Here is a 23150-nt window from a genome sequence, read left to right on the forward strand (position 1 = left end):
GTTTGTGAAAAACACAAACATTATATTTTTAAAAGCGTGATTTCATCACCTTTTTTTAATTCGCTTGTATTTTCTTCGCTTATAAGTAAAAACTCACTTTTAATAAGTGGAAGTATCATACCAGAGCCAAATTTGTTTTCATTAAATGGTGTAAAAATATCTTTTTCTAAATTTCCTAAGATGAGATTATTTCTTCCACTTTTAAGCTTTAAATCCATACCCATTTTGGCGTAAAATGTTAAAGGATTATCTAGGTTTCCACTTAATAAATCAATGATTTTTTTAGCAAAAATAAAACAAGAAAGATAAGCTGCCATAGGATTTCCTGGTAAAATCAATACGAAATTTTTACCCTTTTGATAAAGCTTAGTAGGCCTTGCAGGGCGTGCTTTTAGTCCTTTAAAAAGCGGAGTAAAGCCTAATTCATCTAAAGCTTTTTCCATAAAATCGGCCTCACCAACACTTGCGCCCCCTGAAGTGATTAAAAGATCAAAATTTGTATTTTTTAAAGCCTTTTTAGTGCTTTTAAAATTATCTTTGATAATACCTAAATAAGAAGCATTTTGAAGCATGGTTAGTAAAGGCAAAGCATTGGCATTATAAATACTTTCTTCATCGCATTCTTGCCAAGGTTCTTTTAGCTCATTTCCACTTGAAAAAATACCTATGCGAATTTTTCTTATGACTTCTATTTTATAAAGCCCTTGAGAAGCAAGCAGGGCGATATGTTTATCATTAAGTTTGGTGCCTTTTTGAAGTAAAATTTCACCTTTTTTTAATTCTTCGCCTTTATAGCGATAGGCATTGTATTGTTTAGGGGCTTTTTTAATGATGAGTTTATTTTCTTCTATATACTCATCTTCTAACATTAAGATAGTATCAGCATTTTTGGGCATTTTAGCCCCTGTCATGATTTTATAGCATTCATTTTTAGCAACTGTATAAAAATTTTTATCTCCTGCAAAAATAGTCCCTTTAATCTCCAAAGCCTCATTGATATCAGCATAATTAAAAGCATAGCCATCAAGAGCAGCATTGTCAAAACTGGGTAGATTTTTTCTAGCGTATAAATCTTTAGCTAAAATTCTATCTTTTGCTTTTTCAAGGCTAATAAGCTCACTTTCATCTAAGCATGAAATTTGATCTTCTAAGTCTTTTAAGGTTTCAAAGATATTTTTCATTCTTCAAGCCTTGTGATTTTTACACCCAAACCTTTAAATTTTTCTTCCAAATTTTCATAACCCCTATCAAGATGGTAAATTCTATGGACTTTGCTTGCGCCTTTGGCTGCAAGAGCCGCTAAGATAAGGGCTGAGGAAGCACGCAAATCTGTAGCCATGACATCAGCAGCGTTAAGTTCTTTTCCGCCTACTATAGTAGCAATATGACCATTGAGTTTAATATCTGCGCCCATTCTTAAAAGTTCGCTTACATGCATGAAACGATTTTCAAATAGTCTTTCATCGATAATACTAGTTCCATTAGCTTTTAAGGCTAATGCCATAAACTGCGCTTGCATATCGGTTGGAAAGCCTGGATATTCACTTGTCATGATTTCTACAGGTTTAATTTCTTTAGCAGGAAGTAGGGTGATACTATCTTCTGTAATCAAAGTTTCAAAACCCATTTGATGAAGTTTTGCTAAAACTGCACTAAGATGAGTGGCGTTAACTTTATCTAAAGTAATTTTAGAATTTGTAATAGCCCCTGCACAAAGATAAGTTCCTGCTTCAATTCTATCAGGTATAACGTTAAATTCTTTAAATTCTAAAAGTTCTCCATCGCTACCATAAATTTCAAGCTCATCTGTACCTATGCCTTTGATTTCAAGTCCTGCGTCTTTTAAAACTTCGCAAAGTTGAACTACTTCGGGTTCTTTTGCAACATTTAAGAGTTTGGTTTTACCTTTAGCTAAAGCTGCCGCCATGATGATGTTTTCGCTACCTGTAACCGTGATTTTATCAAAAAGAATTTCATTACCTTTTAAATTTCCACTAGCTACGACATAGCCTTGTTTGATTTGTATATTTGCCCCCATTTTTTCCAAGGCTAAAAGATGCAAGTCAATAGGTCTTTGTCCTATAGCGCATCCTCCAGGTAAAGATACTTCACAATGTCCAAAACGAGCAAGTAAAGGTCCTAGAGTAAGTATGGAAGCACGCATTTTGCGCACAATGTCATATTTGGCTATGGTTTGATTAAGAGTGTTTGTGTTTAATAAAGCACTATTATTTTGAAAATTGACCTTAGCTCCTAAATTTTCTAGCAAAGATATAAGAGTTTTTATATCAGCAACATTAGGAACATTGTTGATTTTTACTTCGTTTTTGGCAAGTATGCTTGAAACAATCAAGGGTAGGGCGGCATTTTTTGCTCCGCTTATTGTAACATTTCCGCTTAGATGATTTGTGCCTTCGATTTCTAGATAAGTCATATTTTTCCTTGAAAAAGTTTAAAAATGCATCATTATAGCATTCTTAAACTTTTGAAAAAATATAATCAAGCTTGTTGGCTTTGGAGTTCTTGAATTTGAGCTTGAATTACATCTGCTTGAGATTTTAGCACATCAATTTGTTTTTGAAATGTCGTTTTCATTTGTTCGTTAGCGTTTGTCATTTTTTGAGTAAGTTCTGCAATTTTAGCTAAAATTTCAGCTAATTTTGCTATTAAAGCCTCTAATGCGGGATTTACGCCACCTTTGCTACTTTGGATGGAATTTTGGTCTTTGTGGTTTTCTATTTTTTCTTGACTTACTTTGATTTCATATTCTTTTTCATTTTTTGAATTTGTTTGACTTAAACTTCTTGCTTCATCTGAAATTTGAATTTTAACCACATTGTCACTATGAACATTACTTACCAAATCATTGTCTTTGTTTATTTGTGTTTGATAATTGCTAAAATTTTTTGTCAAAGTATCTATTTTCATCTTAAATCTTTTTAAATTAATTTATATTGTTATCGGTTTTTTTATTTATAAATTTATATTAATGATAATTATTTTAAGGATATTTTATTTTAGATTTTCATATTTATATTTTAAATGCAAAAAAGACTAAAGCTTCATAAAGTTTTTAAGTATTTTTTTACCTTTTTGAGTTAAAACCGCTTCGGGGTGAAATTGCAATCCATAAATAGGATATTTTTTATGTTTAATTGCCATAATAATATTTTCTGAATTATGAGCTAAAATTTTGCATTTTTTAGGCATAGAACTAATATACAAAGAATGATATAAGCAAATTTCAATTTCTTTTTTAATACCCTTAAAAATAGGATCTTTTTTAAAATAAAGTTTAGAAATTTTACCATGCATGGGATTTTGTATTTTAGAAACCCTGCCGCCAAAAACTTCAGCTATACACTGATGTCCTAAACATATACCTAAAATTTTTTTATTTTTTTTAAAATATTTGATTGCTTTTAAGCTTAATTTAGATTCCTTGGGAGAATGAGGGCCAGGAGAGATGATAAGATGAGTGAAATCAAATTTTTCTAATTCTTTAGCTTTTTTAAAGGCATCATTTTTTATCACTTTACATGCAAAACCAAGTTCTTTAAGATAATAGATGATGGTGTAACTAAAAGAATCATAATTATCTATAAATAAAATTTTCTTCATTGTAATTTTACCTTTTTTAAACCACGCACGGAATTAATGCAATAAATATTTTCTGCTTCAAATAAATCTTGCTTAAATAATGCTTTTTCTTTTATCAAACCAAGATTGATTAAGAAATTTCTATATACTCCATTTAACATACCGCTTTGAATTTGTGGAGTATAAAACTGAGCGTTTTTTTCTAAGATGAGATTGGTTCTTGAGCCTTCACAAAGTTCATCTTTTTCGTTAAAAAAAGCTATGTCGTAACACAAGTTTTGATGCCATTTGTATGAGTGTTGATTATAAAAAGTACGCAAAGAGCTTTTGTGATAGAGATTGTCACTTTTTGAGTTAATTTTATCATCACTTAAAAGCAAAATATCGTTTGAATTTTGTTTTAAGGCGCTTTGTTGGAATTCATATCTTCCGTCTTTATATAAAATCAGTTTTAAAATTCCTTCTTTGTGTGGATTTTTAAAGGGTAGGGGAAAATGATAAAATAAAGAGTGTTTTTTGTGAAAAATTTTTTCATCGAGTTTAAAAAGTGTAAAATTTTGATATTCTTTATAAGAACTTTTTTGATTTAAAATATTATAAAAATCTTTAAAGATGTTGTGAGTATTAAAATTAAATTTAAGAGCTGAATTTATAAGCCTTAATAAATGTTCTTTTAAAAATAAAATTTGAGAATTTTTAAAATACATGGTTTCAAAAAGATGAAAATCACAAGGATTTAAGAACGCGCTTTTAAGTTTTAATTCTTCAAATTCATCTTTGAATTTTGAGTCCCAAACCAAGCCACTACCGGTGCTATAAGTATAAATTTCATCTTGTTTTTCTAAGGTGCGTATGGCTACGCTAAATTTATTTTTATTTTTGTGTATTAAACCTATAGTTCCGCAGTAAATACCACGATCTCTTTGTTCTAATTCTTCAATAAATTTAATGCTTTCAAGCTTTGGAGCACCTGTAATAGAACCGCAAGGAAAGAGAGCTTTAAAAATTTGATATAAAGAAATATTTTTTTTAAGTTTTCCTTGTACGCTTGAAGTCATTTGATGTAAAGTAGGATGACTTTGAATTTCAAAAAGTTTGGTTTTTAAGCTTTTTTTTGTGATGATTTTTGAAAGATCGTTGCGTAAAAGATCGCAAATCATAACATTTTCACTTAGATTTTTTGTATCATTTTGCAAGAAGGTTTTATTTTCTTCATCTTTTATAGGATCTTTATCACGCTTAATTGTGCCTTTCATAGGTTTTGTAAATATTTTTCTTTTTTTGGTCTTGAAGAAAAGTTCAGGTGAGAAGGACAAAATTTCTCTTGTTTCATCTTTTATAAAAGCTTTAAATTCAGTATTTTGTCTAGAAAGCAAAAGTTTAAAAAGTTCAAAAGAATCCATTTTGCTATGAAATTTAAAATTTTGAGTGAGGTTGATTTGATAAACTCTTCCTTTGGAGATTGCCTCTTTAACCTTGATGAAATTTTCTTTGTAATTATCTTGATCTAAAAAATTTATAAATTCAGGAATAAATTTTTCTTCATCAATATCTTCTTTTTGAATTTTTTTTCTTTTTTTAAAAGCAAATATAGATAAATAAGCTTTTTTACTTGTGAAATTTTTATCTTGAAAATATCTATATAGCTCATAATCAGCAAGCATTAAAATATAAAAATCATTTTTATATTTTTCTATAAATTTAAAGCACTTTTTACTTTCTTTGTGGTTAAAGGCTTTTAAAGTGTGTTTTAAATCATAGTAAAAATATCCACCAAAAACAGCATGGTTTTCAAGAGTCACTTAATTCCTTTGCAACCTGTGCGGCAAGTTTTAATTTATCATTATCAAAATGAGTATAAATTCTTGAAGTATTTAAACTCGCATGCCCTAAAGCTTCTTGAACTAAAACTAAATCTTTTTGCTTTTTATAAAGTAGGGTGGCAAAAGTATGACGCAACATGTGAGCACCATTTTTTTGTTTGCGAATTCCTGCACGAAATAAAAGCTGTTCTACTATGCGACTGACATAAGATTGAGTCAGTGGAGTGCCTTTTTTATTGACAAAAAGTAGGGCGTCTTTGCTCATATAATTAATACTTACATTTTTAAGCAAATCGTAAATAAGTTCTTTTTTTATCATTACAACACGATATTTATTGCCTTTAGCTCTTATTCTTATGATATAAAGATCGTTTTCTTCGCTAATATCACCCATTTTGATATTGATAGCTTCGCTTACCCGTATGCCTGTAAAAATGATGATTTTAATAATAAGTTTATTGCGTATGGCATTGTTTTTAAAATCTGCATTTTCAATAGCATCAAGAAATTTTTTAAGCTCTTCTTCACTCATAAATTCAGGTAATTTCACCCCTTTAGAACCTGCTATACCTGCCCAGTTTTTAAGATTGATATCGAAAATATGTGCTTTTTCATCTTCTTCGTTTTGCTTGTCTAAAAAATCAAAAAAATTAATCACAGCAATACGGTAATTTTTTTTGCTCGCATCTGATAAAGCACCTGTTATACTTGCTAAAACTTCTACAATGAGTTCTTCATCAATCTGTTTTAAAGAGTAAAGCTTATAAAAATTTAAATATTCAAATACTTTTTTTAAAGGATTAAAATAAGTATTAACTCCACTTAAACCAGCATTTCTTGCTTTTTTTGCTAGAGCGTCAAGTTCTTCAATATTTTTTACACCTTGTGTAAGAGCAAAATTAACTTCTGCTAAAGCTTGTGGATTTTTTAACTCTTTATTAGATAGTGAGTTGAGTTTAAATTTTATATATTTTGCTAGCCAAAATAAGAATGATTTTTCAAAATTTTCTTCACAATCTAAAGGGTATTTCATAGAAACTTTTCCTAAAATCTAAAATTTTTAGCTTTTTAACTATAAAAGGTATTTTAGTATTAACTTAGTAAAAAAAAGCTTTTTTAGGAAAAAGTTTGTTTTTATATGCAAGGCAAAAAGATTGAAATATTTTTATTAAATAAATCTTATATCAATCATAAAAAGATATGATAAAAGGTAAAAATATGTAAAATTTATAATTTTGTATTGAAAACTATAATTTTCAAACTTTTTTATATATACCTAGATTATTCTACTTTGATATAGATTAAGCTACTATTTTTACATACTTTTATGATTTTACCTTTTGAGTGAAATAAACTTATCCACAAAATATAATGTAAAAAATTGATAATTTTATTTTGTAAATTAAAATTATATTTTACTTTTCTTGAAAACTATAAAGAATATTTAAAAATTAAATTATTTTATATTATTATCAAAATATATATAAAAATGATAACTTGTGCATTCAATTTTTTAATCCCCTATTCTTGATTTTTAGTTAAAGCAAATATTCTTAGTTATAAAATTTTTAAGAATATTTTTATTTTAATAGTTTTATAATATTTATTATATAAAAACTTAATAAAAAGTTTTATCAAAACCAAATTTCAAGGAGAAGGTAATGAAATTTCCAGTAAAATTAGCTAGATCTATTGTCGTATGTGCTTTTTTAGCAGGTATAAGTGCTAGTGCATTAAGTGAAGGTAAAGAATATGTAATTCTTAAAAATCCTATTGCTAACGCTGATAATTCATTGATTGAAATTTTTTCTTATCGCTGTACTCATTGCTATGATCATCACAAATTTAACACCATGGGTAAAATTAAAGAAAAATTACCTAATTTAACTTATAAATTTTATCCTGTAAGTTCTATGGGAGATTATGGAAAGCAAGCTAATGAAATTTTTGCTTTTGCGACATTTAAGGATGGTGTAAATAAAATTGATCCTACGGATAAAAATAGTTTAACTCATAAAGTTGCTGAAGCTTATTTTAATGCATATTTTAAGAAAAAACAAAGATGGGAAAATGGTAAAAATCCTGAAGCTTTTTATAGTGTCGGTTTAAAAGCAATGAATGTGAGTAAAGCTGACTTGGAAAATTTCTTAAAAACTCCAGAGGCTGCCGAGCTTTTAAAAAGTTATGAAATTGCCAATCCTATTTCGCAAAATTATGGCACCCCTGCTTTTGTTGTTAATGGAAAATATCAAATCATTCCAAGTGCAATCAACTCTCCAGAGGCTTTGATTGAGATTACTAAAGAACTTAGCAAGCAAAAATAATGAGTTGCATAAAAATGAAAGATAATTACAGAAATTTTTCAATTTCTAAATGGCAAGATACGCGAAAACCTTGGTTGATTTTGATCATGGTTACTATAGGACTTACTTGTATAGCACATTTTTTATTTCAAGAATATCTTTTTATGGAACCTTGCGAACAATGTGTGTATATAAGATTTGATATGCTTGTTATGGCTATAGGTGGTATGATTGCACTAATCAATCCTACAAATAATATTATAAAAATTTTTTCTTATAGCTTAGCTTTTTATGGAATTTGGCTTGGCTTGGAGCATTGTCTAACTTTAAATCATATCCATGAAGTGGTTCATTCTGAAAATCCTTTTGCAGGTGTAGACGGATGTCGTGAAATTCCTATTTATCCATTTAATTTACCTTTACATGAATGGGCTCCTAGTTGGTTTTTGCCAGCAGGAGAATGTGGGATGGATGCCCCCGTAGTTCCAGAAAATGCTTATAATCATCTTAATACTTTTCAAAAATTTTTTATAGGAACTCCACCTGATTTTGAAAATGGGCTTTATAGTAATGGTTGGTATTTGATACCTAGTTTAAAGTTTATGAATATGGCAATTTGCTGTCTTATAGCATTTTTATGTTGTTTTATTGTGCTTTTTACAATGTTTATAGCCTATGTTTTAGATAAAAATAAACCTAATGCTAAAATTTTTGCATTGGCGATTGTTATTTTGGTTTTGGTGCTTAAATTTATAGGCGAACCAAAAAATCCAAATCAAAGTATAGCTAGTTTAAATCATTTAAATCAAGTCGTTTTAAGATGCTTTTAAAATACGCAACACATTATTTTTGTTGCGTATTATTAAAATTTTATTAAGCTATTTTAGGATGGCTTAAATAATTTTAAAGGATTTATCATGAGACTTAGCAAAACTATTTGCATGGCATTTTTGACGGGTTCTACCCTACTTACACCTAATGCTTTAATGGCCATGGGTGGTCCCAGTGGAGCGAAAATAGATTGGAAAATTCAAGGACAAATAGGTGCGATTAAAATGAATCCTTATGGATTGTCTCCTTTGACCGCTATTATTATGGATAATGGTTACGTCTTAAGCGATATAAAAGTAACTATTGTTCCTAAACCAAATGGTCAAACTATTTCTTATAATGTGAATTCTAAAATGGCTAAGACTTATGGTGGAATTCCTATTTTTGGACTTTATCCTTCTTATTTAAATACAGTAAAGGTAAGTTATACTAAGACTGCAAATGGTAAAAGTCAAAAAGTTGTTGATGAGATTTATAAAATTACAACTCCAGGGGTTAGCATGGAACCAAGTGGAAGCACTGATCAAAGAGGAACTCCTTTTGAAAATGTGAAAGTATTAAAAATGGATCCAAAATTTTCAGATAGGCTATATTTAGTAAATAATGCTCCTGGAAAACAATCTGGCAAAGGCTCACAATCTGTATGGAATAATCCTGTAGGTGGTGCTATGGAATGGGATGAAAATTCAAATGTCTTTATCATAGATACCAAGGGTGAAATCAGATGGTATTTTGATAACGATAAATTAATGAACTGGGACAATATTTACAATCGTGGAATTATGATGGGTTTTCATCAAAACAAAGATGGAGCTTTAACTTGGGGATTTGGTCAAAGATATGTAAAATACGATATCTTAGGAAGAGAAATTTTCAATCGTAAATTACCTGTTGCCTATATAGATTTTTCTCATGCTATGGACAATATGCAAAATGGGCATTATTTATTAAGAGTAGCTTCAGCAAATACTTTGCGTCCAAATGGTAAGCATGTACGCACAGTGCGTGATGCTATTATAGAAGTAGATGAGAATGGTAATGTTGTTGATGATTGGAGATTGTATGAGATTTTAGATCCTTATAGAAGTACTATTATCAAAGCTTTAGATCAAGGTGCAGTGTGTTTAAATATAGATGCAAGCAAAGCGGGTAAAACTTTAAGCGATGAAGAGCTTGCCAAAATGGATGAAAGCGAAAAATTTGGAGATATAGCAGGTACAGGTATAGGTAGGAATTGGGCTCATGTAAATAGCGTTGATTATGATCCAAGTGATGATAGTATTATTATTTCTAGTCGCCATCAAAGTGCTGTTGTTAAAATTGGTCGTGATAAAAAAATAAAATGGATTTTAGGGGCACATAAAGGATGGAATAAAGAATTTCAAAAATATTTATTACAACCTGTAGATAAAAATGGCAAAAAAATTGTTTGCGATGATGATTACAGCAAATGCCCAGGTTATGAAAATGAAAATGGTGGATTTGATTTCACTTGGACACAGCATACAGGCTGGAGAATTGATAGTAAATCAAACAAGCGTTATATTTATATAAGTGTTTTTGATAATGGTGATGCAAGAGGAGCTGAACAACCTGCGTTTGCAAGTCAAAAATATTCTCGTGCTGTAATTTATAAAATCGATCAGCAAAATAAAACTGTGGAACAAATTTGGGAATATGGTAAAAATCGTGGAAATGAATGGTTTTCTCCTGTAACTTCTTTAACTCAATATGAACCAGATAAAGATTCTATTATGGTTTATAGCGCAACAGCTGGAATGGCTTTTGATCTTAGCAAAGGTGTAAGTCTTGGAGAGCCAAAACCTGAAATTGATGAATTTAACTGGGGTGCTAAGGAGCCTTCGGTTCAAATTCAATTTAGCGGTTCAGGCACGGGTTATCAAGCAATGCCTTTTAGCGTTGATCAAGCATTCAATCCTAAAAAATAAAACAATAAGCCCAAAAATAAATTTGGGCTTATTTATTTTTTTTAAATAAAATTATCTCTGAAAATTTTATTTAATCAAGGATATAGTATGCGTAATTTTTTTTGCAAATTTGTTTTAGCGCTTGTATTTTGCTCAAGTTTTGCGTTAGCAAATAATAGTTTTATTACTCTTAATCCAAATTTACCCAACTCCGAAAATAGTGTAATAGAAGCATTTTCTTATAAATGTATACATTGTTATAATCATCATAAATTTGGAACCCTTGAAAAACTAAGAGAAGCTTTTCCAAATTTACATTTTAAACTCTATCCTGTAAGTTTAATGAATGGAGATTTTTCCAAAGAAATGAATGATCTTTTTGCCTTTGCTCAATACAAAGATGAGCAAAATGGTAAAGACGCGAGTTATTCTGATAGTTTATCTCATAAACTTGCTGATGTTTATTTTGTTTCTTATTTTTTAAACAAGCAAAGAAATTTTTCGAATTTAGATGAATTTTACGACATAGGTTTAAAGGCTATGAATGTAAATAAAAATGAAGTATTAAATTTTTTAAATACCCCAAAAGCTAAAGAAATTTTAAGCGAGTTTCAAAGAGCTAATGATATAGCTAAAACCTATGGCACCCCTGCTTTTGTTGTTAATGGAAAATATCAAATTAACCCAAGTGCAATCAATTCGATGCAAGATTTAGAAGATCTAGTTAAAAAATTAAGTAATATGAAATAATAAATTTTTTAAGGCAATAAAAATTGCCTTAAAATTATTTTTTGATCATATTTGTATAAGGTCCATAGCGATGTTGGGTTGTAGAAAAGCTATCATCATAAGGTCCTACATCCATATCCAAAGGCTTAACCTTTCTATCTGGAAAGTCTTTATCTCTATTTGCTTTAATAGGACGGGCTTGTGAATTCATGTAAGCTGCTACATCATAAGCATCTTCAAGACTTAAGTCAGGCGCACCTTGAGGCATATTTTCTTTAATATAAGAAGCAGCTTTGATAAGACGATACATTCCAGCTCCTGTATTATAACTATCATTGCCCCAAAGTGGTGGATAAAGATAATACGCGCCTGCGCTATCCTCATTTTTAAGCCCTAATCCATTTTCTTGATGACAAACGGCACATTTATCCATATAAATTGCTTTACCTTTTTTAGGATCAGCTGCTCTCGAGATGAAATCTATCTTCTTAAGCCCCTGCCCTTCTATCTTAGCTCCTACTGGAACTCCTTGAGATAACCATTGCATATAAGTTAGCATGGCTTTCATTTCAGGCGCATCACTAGGCATTCTTTTGCCATTCATAGAGCGTTCAAAACAGCCATTGATCCTATCTGCTAAGGTAATTACTTTATCTCCTCTGGCATTATATTGTGGAAATCTTGCCCAAATTCCTACAAAACCTGATTGATTTTGTACACTTCCACCATTAGCATGGCAACTTGAACAAGAAAGATTATTTCCCGCAAATCTTTTTTTAGGATCTTTGGCCTGTGGACCTACATATTTGCTTGTTTCATTAAGAATTTTATTTCCCAAAATAACCATTTTGCTATATTCTGAATTTTTTGGCATTTTAGTTTCATCTATGGTACCATCTTCATTTAAAGCCTTAGGTAAATTCCATTTGGCAGTAGGTAGATCAATACCTGTTGCACTCTTAGTTTTTTCCAAATTTGGATCTAAGGCTAAAGCACAACTTCCACATAACAACAAAGTTAAAACTATAGAAAATTTATTCATCATTTTTCCTCCTTAAATTTGTCTAATTCGAATTCAGTATATAACTTTGCTTCAAAAAAGTCAATAAAAGTTAATAATATTTCAATAAAAAACTTCAAATTCTTAAAACAATATTTATTTGCCTTATAATTAAAACTTTAAAATAAAAATAAAGTTTTTTTGATAAAATTGAAGTTTGCAATATTTTTAGAGGTTGGTTTAATGAAAAATTTAAGCATTCAAGAAAAAAAAGACTTAGATAACTGCGTTTTTCAAAATCTTGGAAGGCAAGATACTTTTACTTTAAGTGCGATTTTTAAAAATTTTTATTTAAAAATTAAAGCATTTATTTATTCTAAATAATACCACTTAAAATCTTTTTTTGTGCAAGAAAGATCTTTAAAAGAAGGCGATTGGATAAATAGTTTGCACTCTTTATCCAAATTTTCTATTCCGTATATTTTCATAGCCATTCTTGAGTCATGTCTTGTAAGTTCTATTCCAACGCAAGCTTGATTGTTGATTTTATAAAGCAAAGTACCACCATCTTTTTCATCTATATTTAAAACATCCAAATTCTTATTTTTACTCATATCTTTTATATCTTTACTAAAAGAATATCGGAGTTTATAATATATCATAATATCCTGCATGGTATTTTTCAAATTTTGTAAATTTTCATTAATCAAGTATCCATTATTTTTATAAAGTTTTAAAAAATCTTCATTAAGAAATTTTTGAAAACTTTCATCTTTAGATAATTTTTGACAAGAGTTATAGCTATTTAAAATTCTAACTTGACCAGCTTCTATTAAAAGCTCAAGGCAATCTTTATTTTCTTGTGAAAATTGTACTAATTTAACTTCTTGAATCTTAAAATCTTTGTTCGGTTTTTTTTCATAAGCAAAATCATTTAATTTTTCGTAAATATTAGCAAAACTTAAAGAATATAAACTAAAAAAAATTAAAATACACTTTTTCATTGAAAAAAATCTTTGTATTTATTTTTTAGAAATTCCACCACTTCTAAAATTTCATCAACCCCTTCTTTGTTGGAATTTTCGAGCACATTATCTATATTATCAATATAAGCTTCTATTGCATTTTCTAATTTTTCTCTTTTAACTCCAGCGTATAAAAGCATAGCTTCTAAAACTATGCTAAGCTCATATTGTAAATCTTCTAGTTCATTTTTTAAGGTTTTATTATTGTTTTGATTCATTGTTTTCCTTTTTAAGTTTTTTGCTTTTAATTAAATCAATAATTTGAGCCTTAATATGATTATAATTTGCTCCATCTTTAAATGTCGCAAAAAGTCCACCACTAGCATTTTTATGTCCACCACCACCTACTAAATTTTTAGCCATTAAACTTACATCTATTTTTCCATTTGCACGAAAACTTAAGGTTTTTCTAGAACTAACATCAATAAAAAAGTCATAATCAGGATTTTTTACTAAAAAATCATTTCCAATAACAGAAGTATTGCCTATATTTGAAGTTAAGATGCCTTTATGGCCTTCATATTCTATACTGAAATTTTCTTTTAGCTCACTTAGTTTTTCAACTACAAAACAAGAAATTAAATTAGAAAGAGTATCATCATTTTTTCTGGCAAAATAATCCTTTTTTATAAAATGAGTAGCATTATCGAGTAAAATATTCGCATTTTCTTTTCCTATAAATTTCCAAGCCTTATCAAGCAAGAAAAACATATAATCGATTTGAGATTCTTTAAACATCACGCGATTTATTTCTTTTGCATTGGCAATCAAGCCTAAAAAAACCTTTCCAAGTTCAAAATTTTCATCCTCGCTTAGCCAAATATCAACAGCATTAACCACATCAACAAATTTTGAAAGTTCTAAAACAGGAGTGCAGATTTTAGAGAAAAAATCATAAACGATTTTAGTTGCACATCTTTTAGAATCAAGTAAATACCAAGAATATTTTTGAGCGCATTCTTCACCACTCTGATGATGATCAAGAAGAAAAATTTTAATATTTTTCTCTTTACAAATTTTTTCAAATTCTTCACATTGATTTAAATTTAAATTTAAATCTGTTATTAGAATAATAGCTTTCCCGAAATTTTCATCTTTTTCTATATCGCCTATAATAGAGTTAAAATTTTCATTAATTTCTTTACCATAATTAGAATTATAAAATTTCACATTTTTAAAATAAAAATTTACTACAAATTGACAAGCATAACCATCAAGATCTGTGTGCGAAAGATGATAAATTTTCATTATATTCCTTAAAGTTCTATCCTAATAATACCCTCGGTATTAAAATTTGTATTTTCTGCAATTTCTGCAAAACTTAACACTACTATATTAATGCTAAAATTATAACAAATATCAGCAATGAATTTTCTAAGTTGCGGTTCAACGCAAAGTATAAAAGGCTTGATACGACCATTTGCTACCGCGGCAACTTCAGCCCTTAGAGTATCTACTAAAGTGCCTGTTTGAGCTACACTTAAAGGCAAGTGATAACTTCCATCTCTAAATTGTACATTTTCCATTAACACTGCAGAGCTAGCAGAGTCTAAGATAAAAATATCCAAATTTCCTTTATCATCTAAATACATATTTGTAATCATCCTAGCTAAAGACGCTCTTACATGTTCAATAATCATATCAAAACTCTTGCTTACTTCTGCTATATCGCTTACAGATTCTAAAATAGTAAGCATATCTTTAATTGGTATGTGATGCTTAAGCAAGTCTTTGAGAATTTTTTGAATAAGACTTACAGGTGCAACACCTAAAGCACCTTCTACAATGATTGGATAATCATTTTTAACCTTATCAAGAAGATTTTGCACCTCTTGGCGTGTAAGAAGTTCGCTTGCGTGTGCTTTGATAAGTTCGCTCATATGTGTTGAAATAACACTTGCAGGATCTATTACTATATAGCCATTTAATGTTGCTTCATCTTTTAAATTCGCATCAATCCAAAGTGCATCAGAGTTAAAAGCAGGTTCTTTTGTAGCAATCCCTTCTATCTCTTCTGTGATAAAACCACTATCCATGGCTAAATATTTATCCGGATAAATTTCAGCACTTGCTATAGACACGCCCTTGAGTTTAAAACTATACTCATTTGGTTTAAGTCTTAAATTATCTCTTATTCTTATTTTTGGCATTAAAAATCCTAAACTTTCAGCAATACTTCTTCTCATTGAGCGAATTCTTTCTGTAAGTTCGTTTTCAGCAAGCTTAATAAGTCCGTATCCAAGTTCAAGTTCTAAAATTTCAACTTTGAGTATGTCGTTAATCTTGTGCTCTTCTTCTTTGAGAATTTCCTCTTCGCTTTTCTTAGCAGGTGCTGCCGTTGTCCCACCTGCTCCACTTTGAGATGCAGCTGCGGCACTTGGTTTGCTTTTTTTAACTGTGGTTATATCAATTTTACCTTCCTTAACCTGCTTGGTAAGATAGCCAAGACTTAAAAAAACTAAAGCCATAAAGCCCAAGGATAAAGTTGGCAAACCAGGTACTAACGCAAAGATAAAAAGTACAAAACCTACTATTAAAAGTGTGCGATATTCACTTAAAAGTTGAGTTAAAGTTCCTTCTGCAAAATTTTCCTCATCTTTGCTTGCACGAGTGATAATTATAGCGGTTGCAGTAGAAGTAATAAGCCCTGGAATTTGCGATACAAGTCCATCGCCTATGGTTAAAATAGTATAAGTAGATGCAGCATCGCTTAAAGCCATATCGTGCTGAAAAGATCCTATTAAAAAACCACCTATGATATTTATAATAGTTATGATAATTCCTGCAACAGCATCTCCTTTGATAAATTTAGAAGAACCATCCATTGCACCATAGAAGTTTGCTTCAGCAATAACTTCTTGACGTCTTGCTCTAGCGGTTTGTTCATCGATAAGTCCTGCATTTAAATCCGCGTCAATAGCCATTTGTTTACCCGGCATTGCATCAAGTGTAAATCTTGCTTGTACTTCAGAAACCCTTGTACTACCTTTTGTTACAACCATGAAATTAATTAATACTAAGATACAAAATACAATCACACCAATGACCATATTTCCACCAACAACAAATTCTCCAAATGCTGCTATAATCTCACTCACAGCTTCAGGGCCGTTTTGCCCTTCGCTTAAAATCATCCTCGTAGTAGCTATATTTAAAGAAAGTCTAAATAAAGTAATAATCAAGATTAAAGTTGGAAAAGTTGTTAAATCTGTCGGTTTAGGTATATAAATAGAAATTAAAATAATTAATACTGATAAAGCTATACTTAAAGCTAAGAAAAAGTCCAAAATAGGACTTGGTAAAGGAACTATGATAATAGCTAAAATGCAAACTAAAAAACCAACAATAGTTAAGCTTTTAGCTTTTAAAACAGGAGCAATTAAAGGCCCCAAAAAAGGAAAAACTAAATCGACTATTTTATTTTTTGCCATTATTTTTCATAATATCTTCTAAAGTAATAGAATCTAAAAATTCATCTACTTTATTTTGTAAATTTACTAACATAGGCATTAAGGTGCAATTTTTTTCTTTATTATTTGGACAAGTACCACCACTGCATTCAAATACACTGATATCCTTTTTTTCAGCACTATTAACAATTTCTTTTATAGTATATTGATTTGGTTCTTTGATTAATGCAAAACCACCTTTTGCCCCTTTAAAGGATTTTAACAAACCATCTTTAGCTAAAGTTTGTAAAATTTTAGCTAAAAAACTTTTGGGAATATCAAGCTCTAAAGCTAAAGAATCTACATCTTGAGGTGTTTCTTTTTGAGAAATATAAATTAAAGAAAGTAAAGCGTATTCGCTAGCTTTGGTAAATAGCACAGATTCTCCTTATTATAACTATAGAAATAGCTGTAATTATAATAAATAATTCTTAGAAAAAGACTTAAATTTTGACAAAACCTTCTAAAAAGGATAAATTCAGTTTATTTTTTGCTTTTTAAGATAAAATTACAGTTCTTTAATTTTATTATTTTACCAATCAGGAGGTCTATCATGGCTTTGGATTCGGCCAAAAAAGCAGAAATAGTTGCGAAATTCGCTAAAAAACCAGGTGATACTGGTTCAACAGAAGTTCAAGTAGCTCTTTTAACTGCAAGAATTGCAGAACTTACAGAACATTTAAAAATCTACAAAAAAGACTTTTCATCAAGACTAGGACTTCTAAAACTTGTAGGTCAAAGAAAAAGACTTTTATCTTATCTTAAAAGAAAAGATTATAATTCTTATAGTAAGTTAATTACTGAATTAAATCTTAGAGATAAATAATTTTTAAGCCCTTTTTACGGGGCTTTTTCTTTTTAAATTTCTTCTTTTGTAATCAGTTTTATATATCAAAAATACAAGAAAAATCTTACAAGATTTCCCTTTGTCCTTTGGCATCAGGTTCGCTTAAAATCCCGTTTTGCGTAAGTTGTTCAATAATATTTGCAGAGCGGTTATAGCCGATTTTTAAACGGCGTTGTAGATAAGAAATGCTTGTTTTTCCATCTTCTAAGATTACTCTTTTAGCTTCTTCATAAAGCTCATCTACTTCCCCATCAAAGCTTTCATTTGTTGTAACCCCCATGCTTTGTTGATCTTTTAAAAAGCTTTCATCATATTCTACACTTTGTTGATCCTTTAGAAAATCCACGATTTTTTCTATTTCAAATTCGCTTGCAAAAGGCGCATGCAAACGCACTATAGAGCTTGTTCCAGGAGGAGTAAATAAACAATCCCCTCTTCCAAGTAAACTCTCGGCACCCATAGCATCTAAAATAACTTTAGAGTCAATTTTTTGCCCTACTTTATAAGAAATTCTACTTGGTAAATTCGCTTTAATCAGTCCTGTTACAACATCAACAGAAGGTCGTTGTGTAGCTACAATCAAGTGAATTCCACTTGCTCTTGCCATTTGTGCAAGTCTTCCTATGTAAAATTCTACATCTTTACCCGCAGTCATCATCAAATCAGCAAGTTCATCAATAATTACTACAATAAAAGGAAGTTCTTCACCACCTAATTCTTTCATTTTTTCATTGTAATTTTCTATATTTTTGGTTTTTGCATCAGCCATTAAACGATAGCGTCTTTCCATTTCAGCCACCATATTTGAAAGTGCATTGACTGCTTTTTTTGGATCTGTGATAACAGGAGTTAAAAGATGAGGAATATCATTATAAATGCTAAATTCAAGCATCTTAGGATCTATCATCATCAAACGCAAGGTTTTAGGAGAGTTACGATATAAAAGACTTAAAAGCATAGAATTTATCCCCACACTTTTACCGCTACCTGTAGTTCCTGCGATGAGTAAATGCGGAAGTTTTTTAAGATCGGTTACAAAAGCATTGCCTACTATATCTTTGCCCAAAGCTATAGTTAAAGGACTTTTAGCATTTTTAAAAACTTCGCTTTGTAAAATTTCTCTTAGATAAATAGTTTGAATTTCATCATTTGGGACTTCTATACCTACAACATCTTTTCCTGGTATTGGAGCTTGAATACGGATTGATTTTGCCATTAAAGCCATAGTTAAATCATCTTGTAAATTTAAAATACGACTTACTTTCACATCTGCGCTAGGACGAAATTCAAAAGTAGTTACCACAGGACCAACATAAGTACTTATAACATCGCCACCTATTTTAAAACGACGCAACTTTTCAAGAAGATTATAAATTTTTTTATCTATTTCACTTTCATTGATTTCTTGTCTATGCTCTTTTGGATTAGCTAAAAAATCTAATGGTGGCAAGATGAAATCTTTTGGTTTTTCTATCTCACCCTGCTCTATTTCACGCAATAAAGCTTGGTTAATAGCAATTTCTTTGGCTAAAACTGCTTTTTGAAGTTTAATTTCTTGATCATTTGTTTTTTCATTATCGATTTTAATTTCTGTATTTTGGATAAAATCGAGTGTATTTTTTTCTTCTATAACTATTTCATTTATATTTTTTATAGGAGTAGGTTCTATATAAGGATGATTTAACTCTTCTACAATAGGAGTAAATTCGAAGATATTGTCTGCTTTATCTGGATTTTTATTTTCATTTATTTTGTTTGATTCTTCTGTTTCTGTTTTGATTGTCTTTGAGTTATTAAAACTGTATTTATTCCCTTCTATAATATCGCTTGAATTTATCGCATCATATTCTTCTAATTTTTTAATTTCTTGTTTTACTTTATTTTCTAAAATTTCATTTTGATAGGCTTTGTATTCTTGTTCTAGTTTTTCTTTTTTTATCAAATTCTCTCTAAGTTCAAGCTCTTTTGTGAAAATTTTTGGTTTAACTTCCTGTTTAGAAACTGGAATTTCAATATTTTTACGCTTATAACTTGGCTCATCTAAATTTTTATTTGTATCTATTTGCTTTATATCTTCAAGTTTTTTAGGTTTTAAAAAACGTTCAGGAATCATATCTACCCCTTCTTCTGAAATAAAATTAAAATCTTCATCAAGGCTAATGCTCATTTTGCTAGCCTTTTGTGCGAAATTTCGCACTTGTTGAGAATGCTCATAAACAAAACTTCTTGATTCTTTTAAGCTTTGTGTATCAATCTCTATGGTTTCATCTAAAATTTGATTTTTTAGTTTTTCAAAGTTTTCCTTAGCTGTGGTAATTGAATTTTTACTTGCATTGATATTGCAATCTTTGATTATCTGTTCTAAGTTATTGGTTTTTTCTTTTTTATTTATTTGCAAATTCTCATAAATACTATCTTGCAAAATATTTAATTTTGGAGCCATAGGTTCTGATTTACCTACATCTTCTTTCTCATTTTCTCCGCCAAATACACGCATAAGTAAAGATTTAAAAGCTTGCTCTACTTTTAATAAAAAAGTAAAATCTAATTCTATTTTTAAAATTTCTTTTGCAAATTTCGGAAACAATAAGATCAAAGAAAATAGCAAAAGCAAAAGAGCAAAAATTCCACTCCCTGTATGTCCTAAGATTATAGAAAAAAATCCATATACAATTTCTAAAATATACCCAAACTCTCTATAAAAGACAGAAAATAAAAGCAAAGTAGAAAAAAAGGCCAAAGAAAAACCAAAAAGCTCTCTACGCTTAAAATTTTCTATTTTATAATTTTTTCTATAGTAAAGATAATTTAACACAAGTAAAAAAAATGGATAATAATACCCAAATTCTCCAAATAAAAATAAATTAGCCTTGTAAACCCATTCTCCCATGCTAGGTGCTAGCATACAAAGACAAATATAAAAAATAACAAGTGTAGAGCTGGTAAAAATGGCTTCTTTTTTAATATTCTTTCCTTAAAAATAAAATCAAAGCCAAATTATACCATAAATTTTTACATATAATTTAATAAGCTAAGTTGAGAAATTGTTGTACTAGCCTTAAGAGAAGCTTGATATGCAAGTTGAACTTGCATTAAATTCATCATAGCTTCACCATAATCTACATCAATAACATTTGACTTAATGCTTTGCACATTTACGCTTAAGAAATTTACTCGAGTATTGACACCATCTATAGTATTATGATAAGCTCCCATGGTTGTATTAAGCTTGCTGATATGATCTGCTAAATGATCGAGTCTTTCTAAAGCTCCTTGCATTCCGGTATTTCTTGGATCGGCCGAATTTCCATCGGCTCTCATATTACCACTTAAAACCGCATCTATCATAGTATCTAAATCTTTTATAAGATCAACATTTGGTTCATCTATAACTAAAGCATTATTGGCACTAAAACTAAAATTTGGACCATTCTCTACTTGCGCAGTTGTAGTATAAGGTGGTTGCGGAAAATGTCCACTTTGAGAATCACTTAAAGAAATTCCTATGTTGGTTCCTGAGGATAGCTTATCGGTAACGCTAATGCGACCTTTATAATCCATGCTTACATCAACAGTAGCTTGAGAATCTTTCATGAGTTGTTGTAAACTATTATAACCATTTGCATCAACTTTTCCATTTGTAGCTGTTATGCTTTGGGTTGGAATTTTATCTGCGGCAAACATACCTATAATATCATTGATTTGACCATAAGTAATATCATTTGATCCTGTAACAACTCCACTATTTCCAGTTGCAGGATCAGTATGGGTTATAGGAAAACTTATGGTTTGACCTGGATTATTAGGATCAGGATAGCTTACAGTTGAAGTTTGTAAATTTATAGTAACATCGTAAGAATTTCCACCTTTGGAATTGACTTTTAAATTTAAAGTAGTACCATTTAGACTATTTCCTGCCATTACCTCGCTAAGTTTGGTTGAATCAGTTGCATAAGCATTACTTCCTTTAATAACTTGAGAAACATTACCATAAACAGTATTTCCATCTTTTTCAAAATAAACATTATCATAATCTGCACCATTGGCTTTGTTGCCAGCTGAATCAGTCATATTGCTTTTAATAAAATCAGTTTGAGCTAAACTAAAGGTAAACTCTTGCTCTTTTCCATCTTTTCCTGTTAATTTAATAGTAACTGGACTAGTTGGATTGGTAATATCACCATTTTTCATAGCCTCTTGCATAACAGCATTGGTAACATTATCCATGTTAAGATCATTATCCTTAACAAATTTTTCCATTGCTTTGAAACTTTCTGTTTTGTCCATTTGTGGAGTATAGGCTACGGCATGAAAGTCTAATTTATTATTGCCTTGTTTTAAATCTGTGATTTGAATTTGACCACTATTATTGATGCTTACTTCTACAACTTTATTATTAGCAGTGTTGCCATAAAGTGCGCCAATTTGCTCTAATACATCTTCTATTTTATCATCTGGTTTTACTAAAACTGCACTTTTAAAGCTTGTTCCATCTGGTTTTGTTCCTTGAACATAGAGTGTTGAAGGTGGAAAATTAAGTTTTCGGTCTTTATCTTCAAAATCTATATCCGGATCTAATTTTCCATCTTTTACATAATTTTGCCCGATAAGCTGTTTCCAAGCAGAATCCCCGTTTAAATATTCTTGTTTATCTTTATCTGTATAACGATTATCTGTAAAACTGATATTAGTAGTAATTTGTTTTTTATAGTCTCCATCTGCTTTGAAAAATAAATCCCATCCAGGTATATTATAAGGACTTTCAGTTCCAGCTCCAGTTACTACATTGATATTATTTTTATCTCCATAATAATTACCATTGGAATCAAAAGGTTTATTTGCAACTTGTGAGCCTGCAAAAAGATACTGACCATTAACGCTAGTATTTGCAAGCTGAACTATACTCTCTTTTATGCGTTCTAATTCTTTTGCTATAGCCTCCCTTGAAGTTTGAGAGTTCCCATCACTTGCAGCTTGAGTTACTTTAACTTTAAAATCTTCAAGAAGTTTTACCATATCTTGCAAAGCTTTCATGCTGTTTTGAGTCATTTCTTTTGCACTGTTTGTTGCTTGTTTTACTTGTTCTAATGTTTTAATTTCATATTCAAGACGCGTATTATCTATATAAATGCTTGCATCTTCATATGAATTTTGTATTTTTAAACCTGAAGCAAGTTGTTGAGATATCTGATATAAAGCACTTTGACCGCCCATAGAATTATTCACACTATTTGTGAAATTAAGTTTATTTGTAATTCTCATTTTTTTCCTCTAAAGTATTAAAGTTAAAATCTTTTCAAACATTGCTAATAAACAAAAGCAATAACTGTTCCAAAAATTTAAATTACATAATTTTATATAATCTTTTTGAAAATACTTTTTATTTTTAAAGTATTTTTTAGTCTAAAAAAGTATAATTTCAACTTTAAATCTTAAAAATGAGCCCGAGTGGTGAAACTGGTAGACGCGCCAGACTCAAAATCTGGTAAGGGCAACCTTGTGTCGGTTCGAGTCCGACCTCGGGCACCACTTATTTTTTGCGGGAATAGCTCAGGGGTAGAGCACAACCTTGCCAAGGTTGGGGTCGCGAGTTCGAATCTCGTTTCCCGCTCCAT

The 23150-nt window shown here is 29.9% G+C and carries 20 protein-coding genes and 2 tRNA genes; 8 read left to right on the forward strand and 14 right to left on the reverse strand.

Annotation, left to right across the window (positions count from 1 at the left end; translation table 11 throughout):
* Positions 1–20: 20 nt before the first annotated feature.
* The 6 genes from AJ887_RS01880 to AJ887_RS01905 all read right to left on the reverse strand — a co-directional run bounded on the left by AJ887_RS01880 (position 21) and on the right by AJ887_RS01905 (position 6456).
* Positions 21–1181 carry a molybdopterin molybdotransferase MoeA gene (locus AJ887_RS01880; protein WP_070239632.1) on the reverse strand — a complete coding sequence of 387 codons (1161 nt, stop codon included), beginning with the start codon at positions 1179–1181 and terminating at the stop codon, positions 21–23.
* Positions 1178–2434 (reverse strand): UDP-N-acetylglucosamine 1-carboxyvinyltransferase, encoded by a 1257-nt coding sequence (murA, locus tag AJ887_RS01885; protein ID WP_070239634.1) that lies wholly within the window; start codon positions 2432–2434, stop codon positions 1178–1180. The genes AJ887_RS01880 and murA overlap by 4 nt, the downstream gene beginning before the upstream one ends.
* A 65-nt stretch (positions 2435–2499) precedes the next feature.
* The gene (gene fspA2 / locus AJ887_RS01890; protein WP_070233343.1) at positions 2500–2928 is read right to left on the reverse strand and encodes a flagellum-secreted nonflagellar protein FspA2; all 429 of its coding nucleotides are present in this window, start codon (positions 2926–2928) and stop codon (positions 2500–2502) included.
* A 126-nt stretch (positions 2929–3054) separates the two neighbouring features.
* Positions 3055–3621, reverse strand: coding sequence for an anthranilate synthase component II (locus AJ887_RS01895; RefSeq protein WP_070239636.1), 567 nt, complete (start codon positions 3619–3621; stop codon positions 3055–3057).
* The gene (locus tag AJ887_RS01900; protein ID WP_070284749.1) at positions 3618–5402 is read right to left on the reverse strand and encodes a bifunctional chorismate-binding protein/class IV aminotransferase; all 1785 of its coding nucleotides are present in this window, start codon (positions 5400–5402) and stop codon (positions 3618–3620) included. Before AJ887_RS01900 ends, AJ887_RS01895 begins: the two co-directional genes overlap by 4 nt.
* The gene (locus tag AJ887_RS01905) at positions 5392–6456 is read right to left on the reverse strand and encodes a tyrosine-type recombinase/integrase (protein WP_070239640.1); all 1065 of its coding nucleotides are present in this window, start codon (positions 6454–6456) and stop codon (positions 5392–5394) included. Before AJ887_RS01905 ends, AJ887_RS01900 begins: the two co-directional genes overlap by 11 nt.
* 628 nt (positions 6457–7084) lie before the next feature.
* On the opposite strand from AJ887_RS01905, the gene AJ887_RS01910 reads away from it, so the two are divergent.
* The 4 genes from AJ887_RS01910 to AJ887_RS01925 all read left to right on the forward strand — a co-directional run bounded on the left by AJ887_RS01910 (position 7085) and on the right by AJ887_RS01925 (position 11235).
* Positions 7085–7747: a thiol:disulfide interchange protein DsbA/DsbL gene (locus tag AJ887_RS01910; RefSeq protein ID WP_070239642.1), complete on the forward strand. Its 663-nt coding sequence runs from the start codon at positions 7085–7087 to the stop codon at positions 7745–7747.
* Positions 7747–8556, forward strand: coding sequence for a protein-disulfide oxidoreductase DsbI (gene dsbI, locus AJ887_RS01915; RefSeq protein ID WP_070239644.1), 810 nt, complete (start codon positions 7747–7749; stop codon positions 8554–8556). Before AJ887_RS01910 ends, dsbI begins: the two co-directional genes overlap by 1 nt.
* An 87-nt stretch (positions 8557–8643) precedes the next feature.
* Positions 8644–10506, forward strand: a complete 1863-nt coding sequence (locus AJ887_RS01920) for an aryl-sulfate sulfotransferase (protein WP_070239647.1) — start codon at positions 8644–8646, stop codon at positions 10504–10506.
* Between the two features lie 87 nt (positions 10507–10593).
* The gene (locus tag AJ887_RS01925; protein WP_044779244.1) at positions 10594–11235 is read left to right on the forward strand and encodes a thiol:disulfide interchange protein DsbA/DsbL; all 642 of its coding nucleotides are present in this window, start codon (positions 10594–10596) and stop codon (positions 11233–11235) included.
* Positions 11236–11269: 34 nt separating this feature from the next.
* Here the strand turns inward: AJ887_RS01925 and AJ887_RS01930 are convergent, their stop codons facing one another.
* Complete coding sequence (locus AJ887_RS01930; protein WP_044779283.1) at positions 11270–12256, reverse strand: c-type cytochrome; 987 nt, start codon at positions 12254–12256, stop codon at positions 11270–11272.
* Positions 12257–12457: 201 nt separating this feature from the next.
* Here AJ887_RS01930 and AJ887_RS10145 point away from each other — a divergent pair, with 201 nt between their 5' ends.
* Positions 12458–12598, forward strand: coding sequence for a hypothetical protein (locus AJ887_RS10145; RefSeq protein WP_002861506.1), 141 nt, complete (start codon positions 12458–12460; stop codon positions 12596–12598).
* Here the strand turns inward: AJ887_RS10145 and AJ887_RS01940 are convergent.
* Genes AJ887_RS01940 through AJ887_RS01960 form a run of 5 tightly spaced genes read right to left on the reverse strand, consistent with a single transcriptional unit; the run spans position 12586 to position 17067 of the window.
* A complete protein-coding gene (locus AJ887_RS01940; RefSeq protein WP_070210077.1) occupies positions 12586–13218 on the reverse strand; it encodes a hypothetical protein in 633 nt (210 codons plus the stop codon). The genes AJ887_RS10145 and AJ887_RS01940 overlap by 13 nt on opposite strands.
* On the reverse strand, positions 13215–13457 hold the full coding sequence (locus tag AJ887_RS01945; RefSeq protein WP_002852415.1) for a hypothetical protein: 243 nt from the start codon (positions 13455–13457) through the stop codon (positions 13215–13217). Before AJ887_RS01945 ends, AJ887_RS01940 begins: the two co-directional genes overlap by 4 nt.
* Positions 13441–14487, reverse strand: coding sequence for a DHH family phosphoesterase (locus tag AJ887_RS01950; RefSeq protein WP_070239649.1), 1047 nt, complete (start codon positions 14485–14487; stop codon positions 13441–13443). The genes AJ887_RS01945 and AJ887_RS01950 overlap by 17 nt, the downstream gene beginning before the upstream one ends.
* Positions 14488–14495: 8 nt before the next feature.
* The gene (gene flhA / locus AJ887_RS01955; RefSeq protein ID WP_002852599.1) at positions 14496–16670 is read right to left on the reverse strand and encodes a flagellar biosynthesis protein FlhA; all 2175 of its coding nucleotides are present in this window, start codon (positions 16668–16670) and stop codon (positions 14496–14498) included.
* Positions 16657–17067, reverse strand: a complete 411-nt coding sequence (locus AJ887_RS01960) for an Rrf2 family transcriptional regulator (protein ID WP_002861509.1) — start codon at positions 17065–17067, stop codon at positions 16657–16659. Before AJ887_RS01960 ends, flhA begins: the two co-directional genes overlap by 14 nt.
* A gap of 174 nt (positions 17068–17241) precedes the next feature.
* Here AJ887_RS01960 and rpsO point away from each other — a divergent pair, with 174 nt between their 5' ends.
* On the forward strand, positions 17242–17514 hold the full coding sequence (gene rpsO / locus AJ887_RS01965; RefSeq protein ID WP_002852579.1) for a 30S ribosomal protein S15: 273 nt from the start codon (positions 17242–17244) through the stop codon (positions 17512–17514).
* 85 nt (positions 17515–17599) lie between these two features.
* Here the strand turns inward: rpsO and AJ887_RS01970 are convergent, their stop codons facing one another.
* Together AJ887_RS01970 and flgL are read right to left on the reverse strand one after the other, a co-directional pair.
* Complete coding sequence (locus tag AJ887_RS01970; RefSeq protein WP_070284751.1) at positions 17600–20440, reverse strand: FtsK/SpoIIIE family DNA translocase; 2841 nt, start codon at positions 20438–20440, stop codon at positions 17600–17602.
* A gap of 107 nt (positions 20441–20547) precedes the next feature.
* Positions 20548–22797: a flagellar hook-associated protein FlgL gene (flgL, locus tag AJ887_RS01975; protein ID WP_044779240.1), complete on the reverse strand. Its 2250-nt coding sequence runs from the start codon at positions 22795–22797 to the stop codon at positions 20548–20550.
* A gap of 180 nt (positions 22798–22977) precedes the next feature.
* On the opposite strand from flgL, the gene AJ887_RS01980 reads away from it, so the two are divergent.
* Positions 22978–23064: transfer RNA gene (locus AJ887_RS01980), tRNA-Leu, on the forward strand.
* A gap of 10 nt (positions 23065–23074) precedes the next feature.
* A tRNA-Gly gene (locus AJ887_RS01985) sits at positions 23075–23149 on the forward strand.
* The last annotated feature ends 1 nt before the right edge of the window (position 23150 follow it).

The sequence above is a fragment of the Campylobacter sp. BCW_6466 genome, assembly GCF_001762835.1.
Lineage (GTDB): Bacteria > Campylobacterota > Campylobacteria > Campylobacterales > Campylobacteraceae > Campylobacter_D > Campylobacter_D jejuni.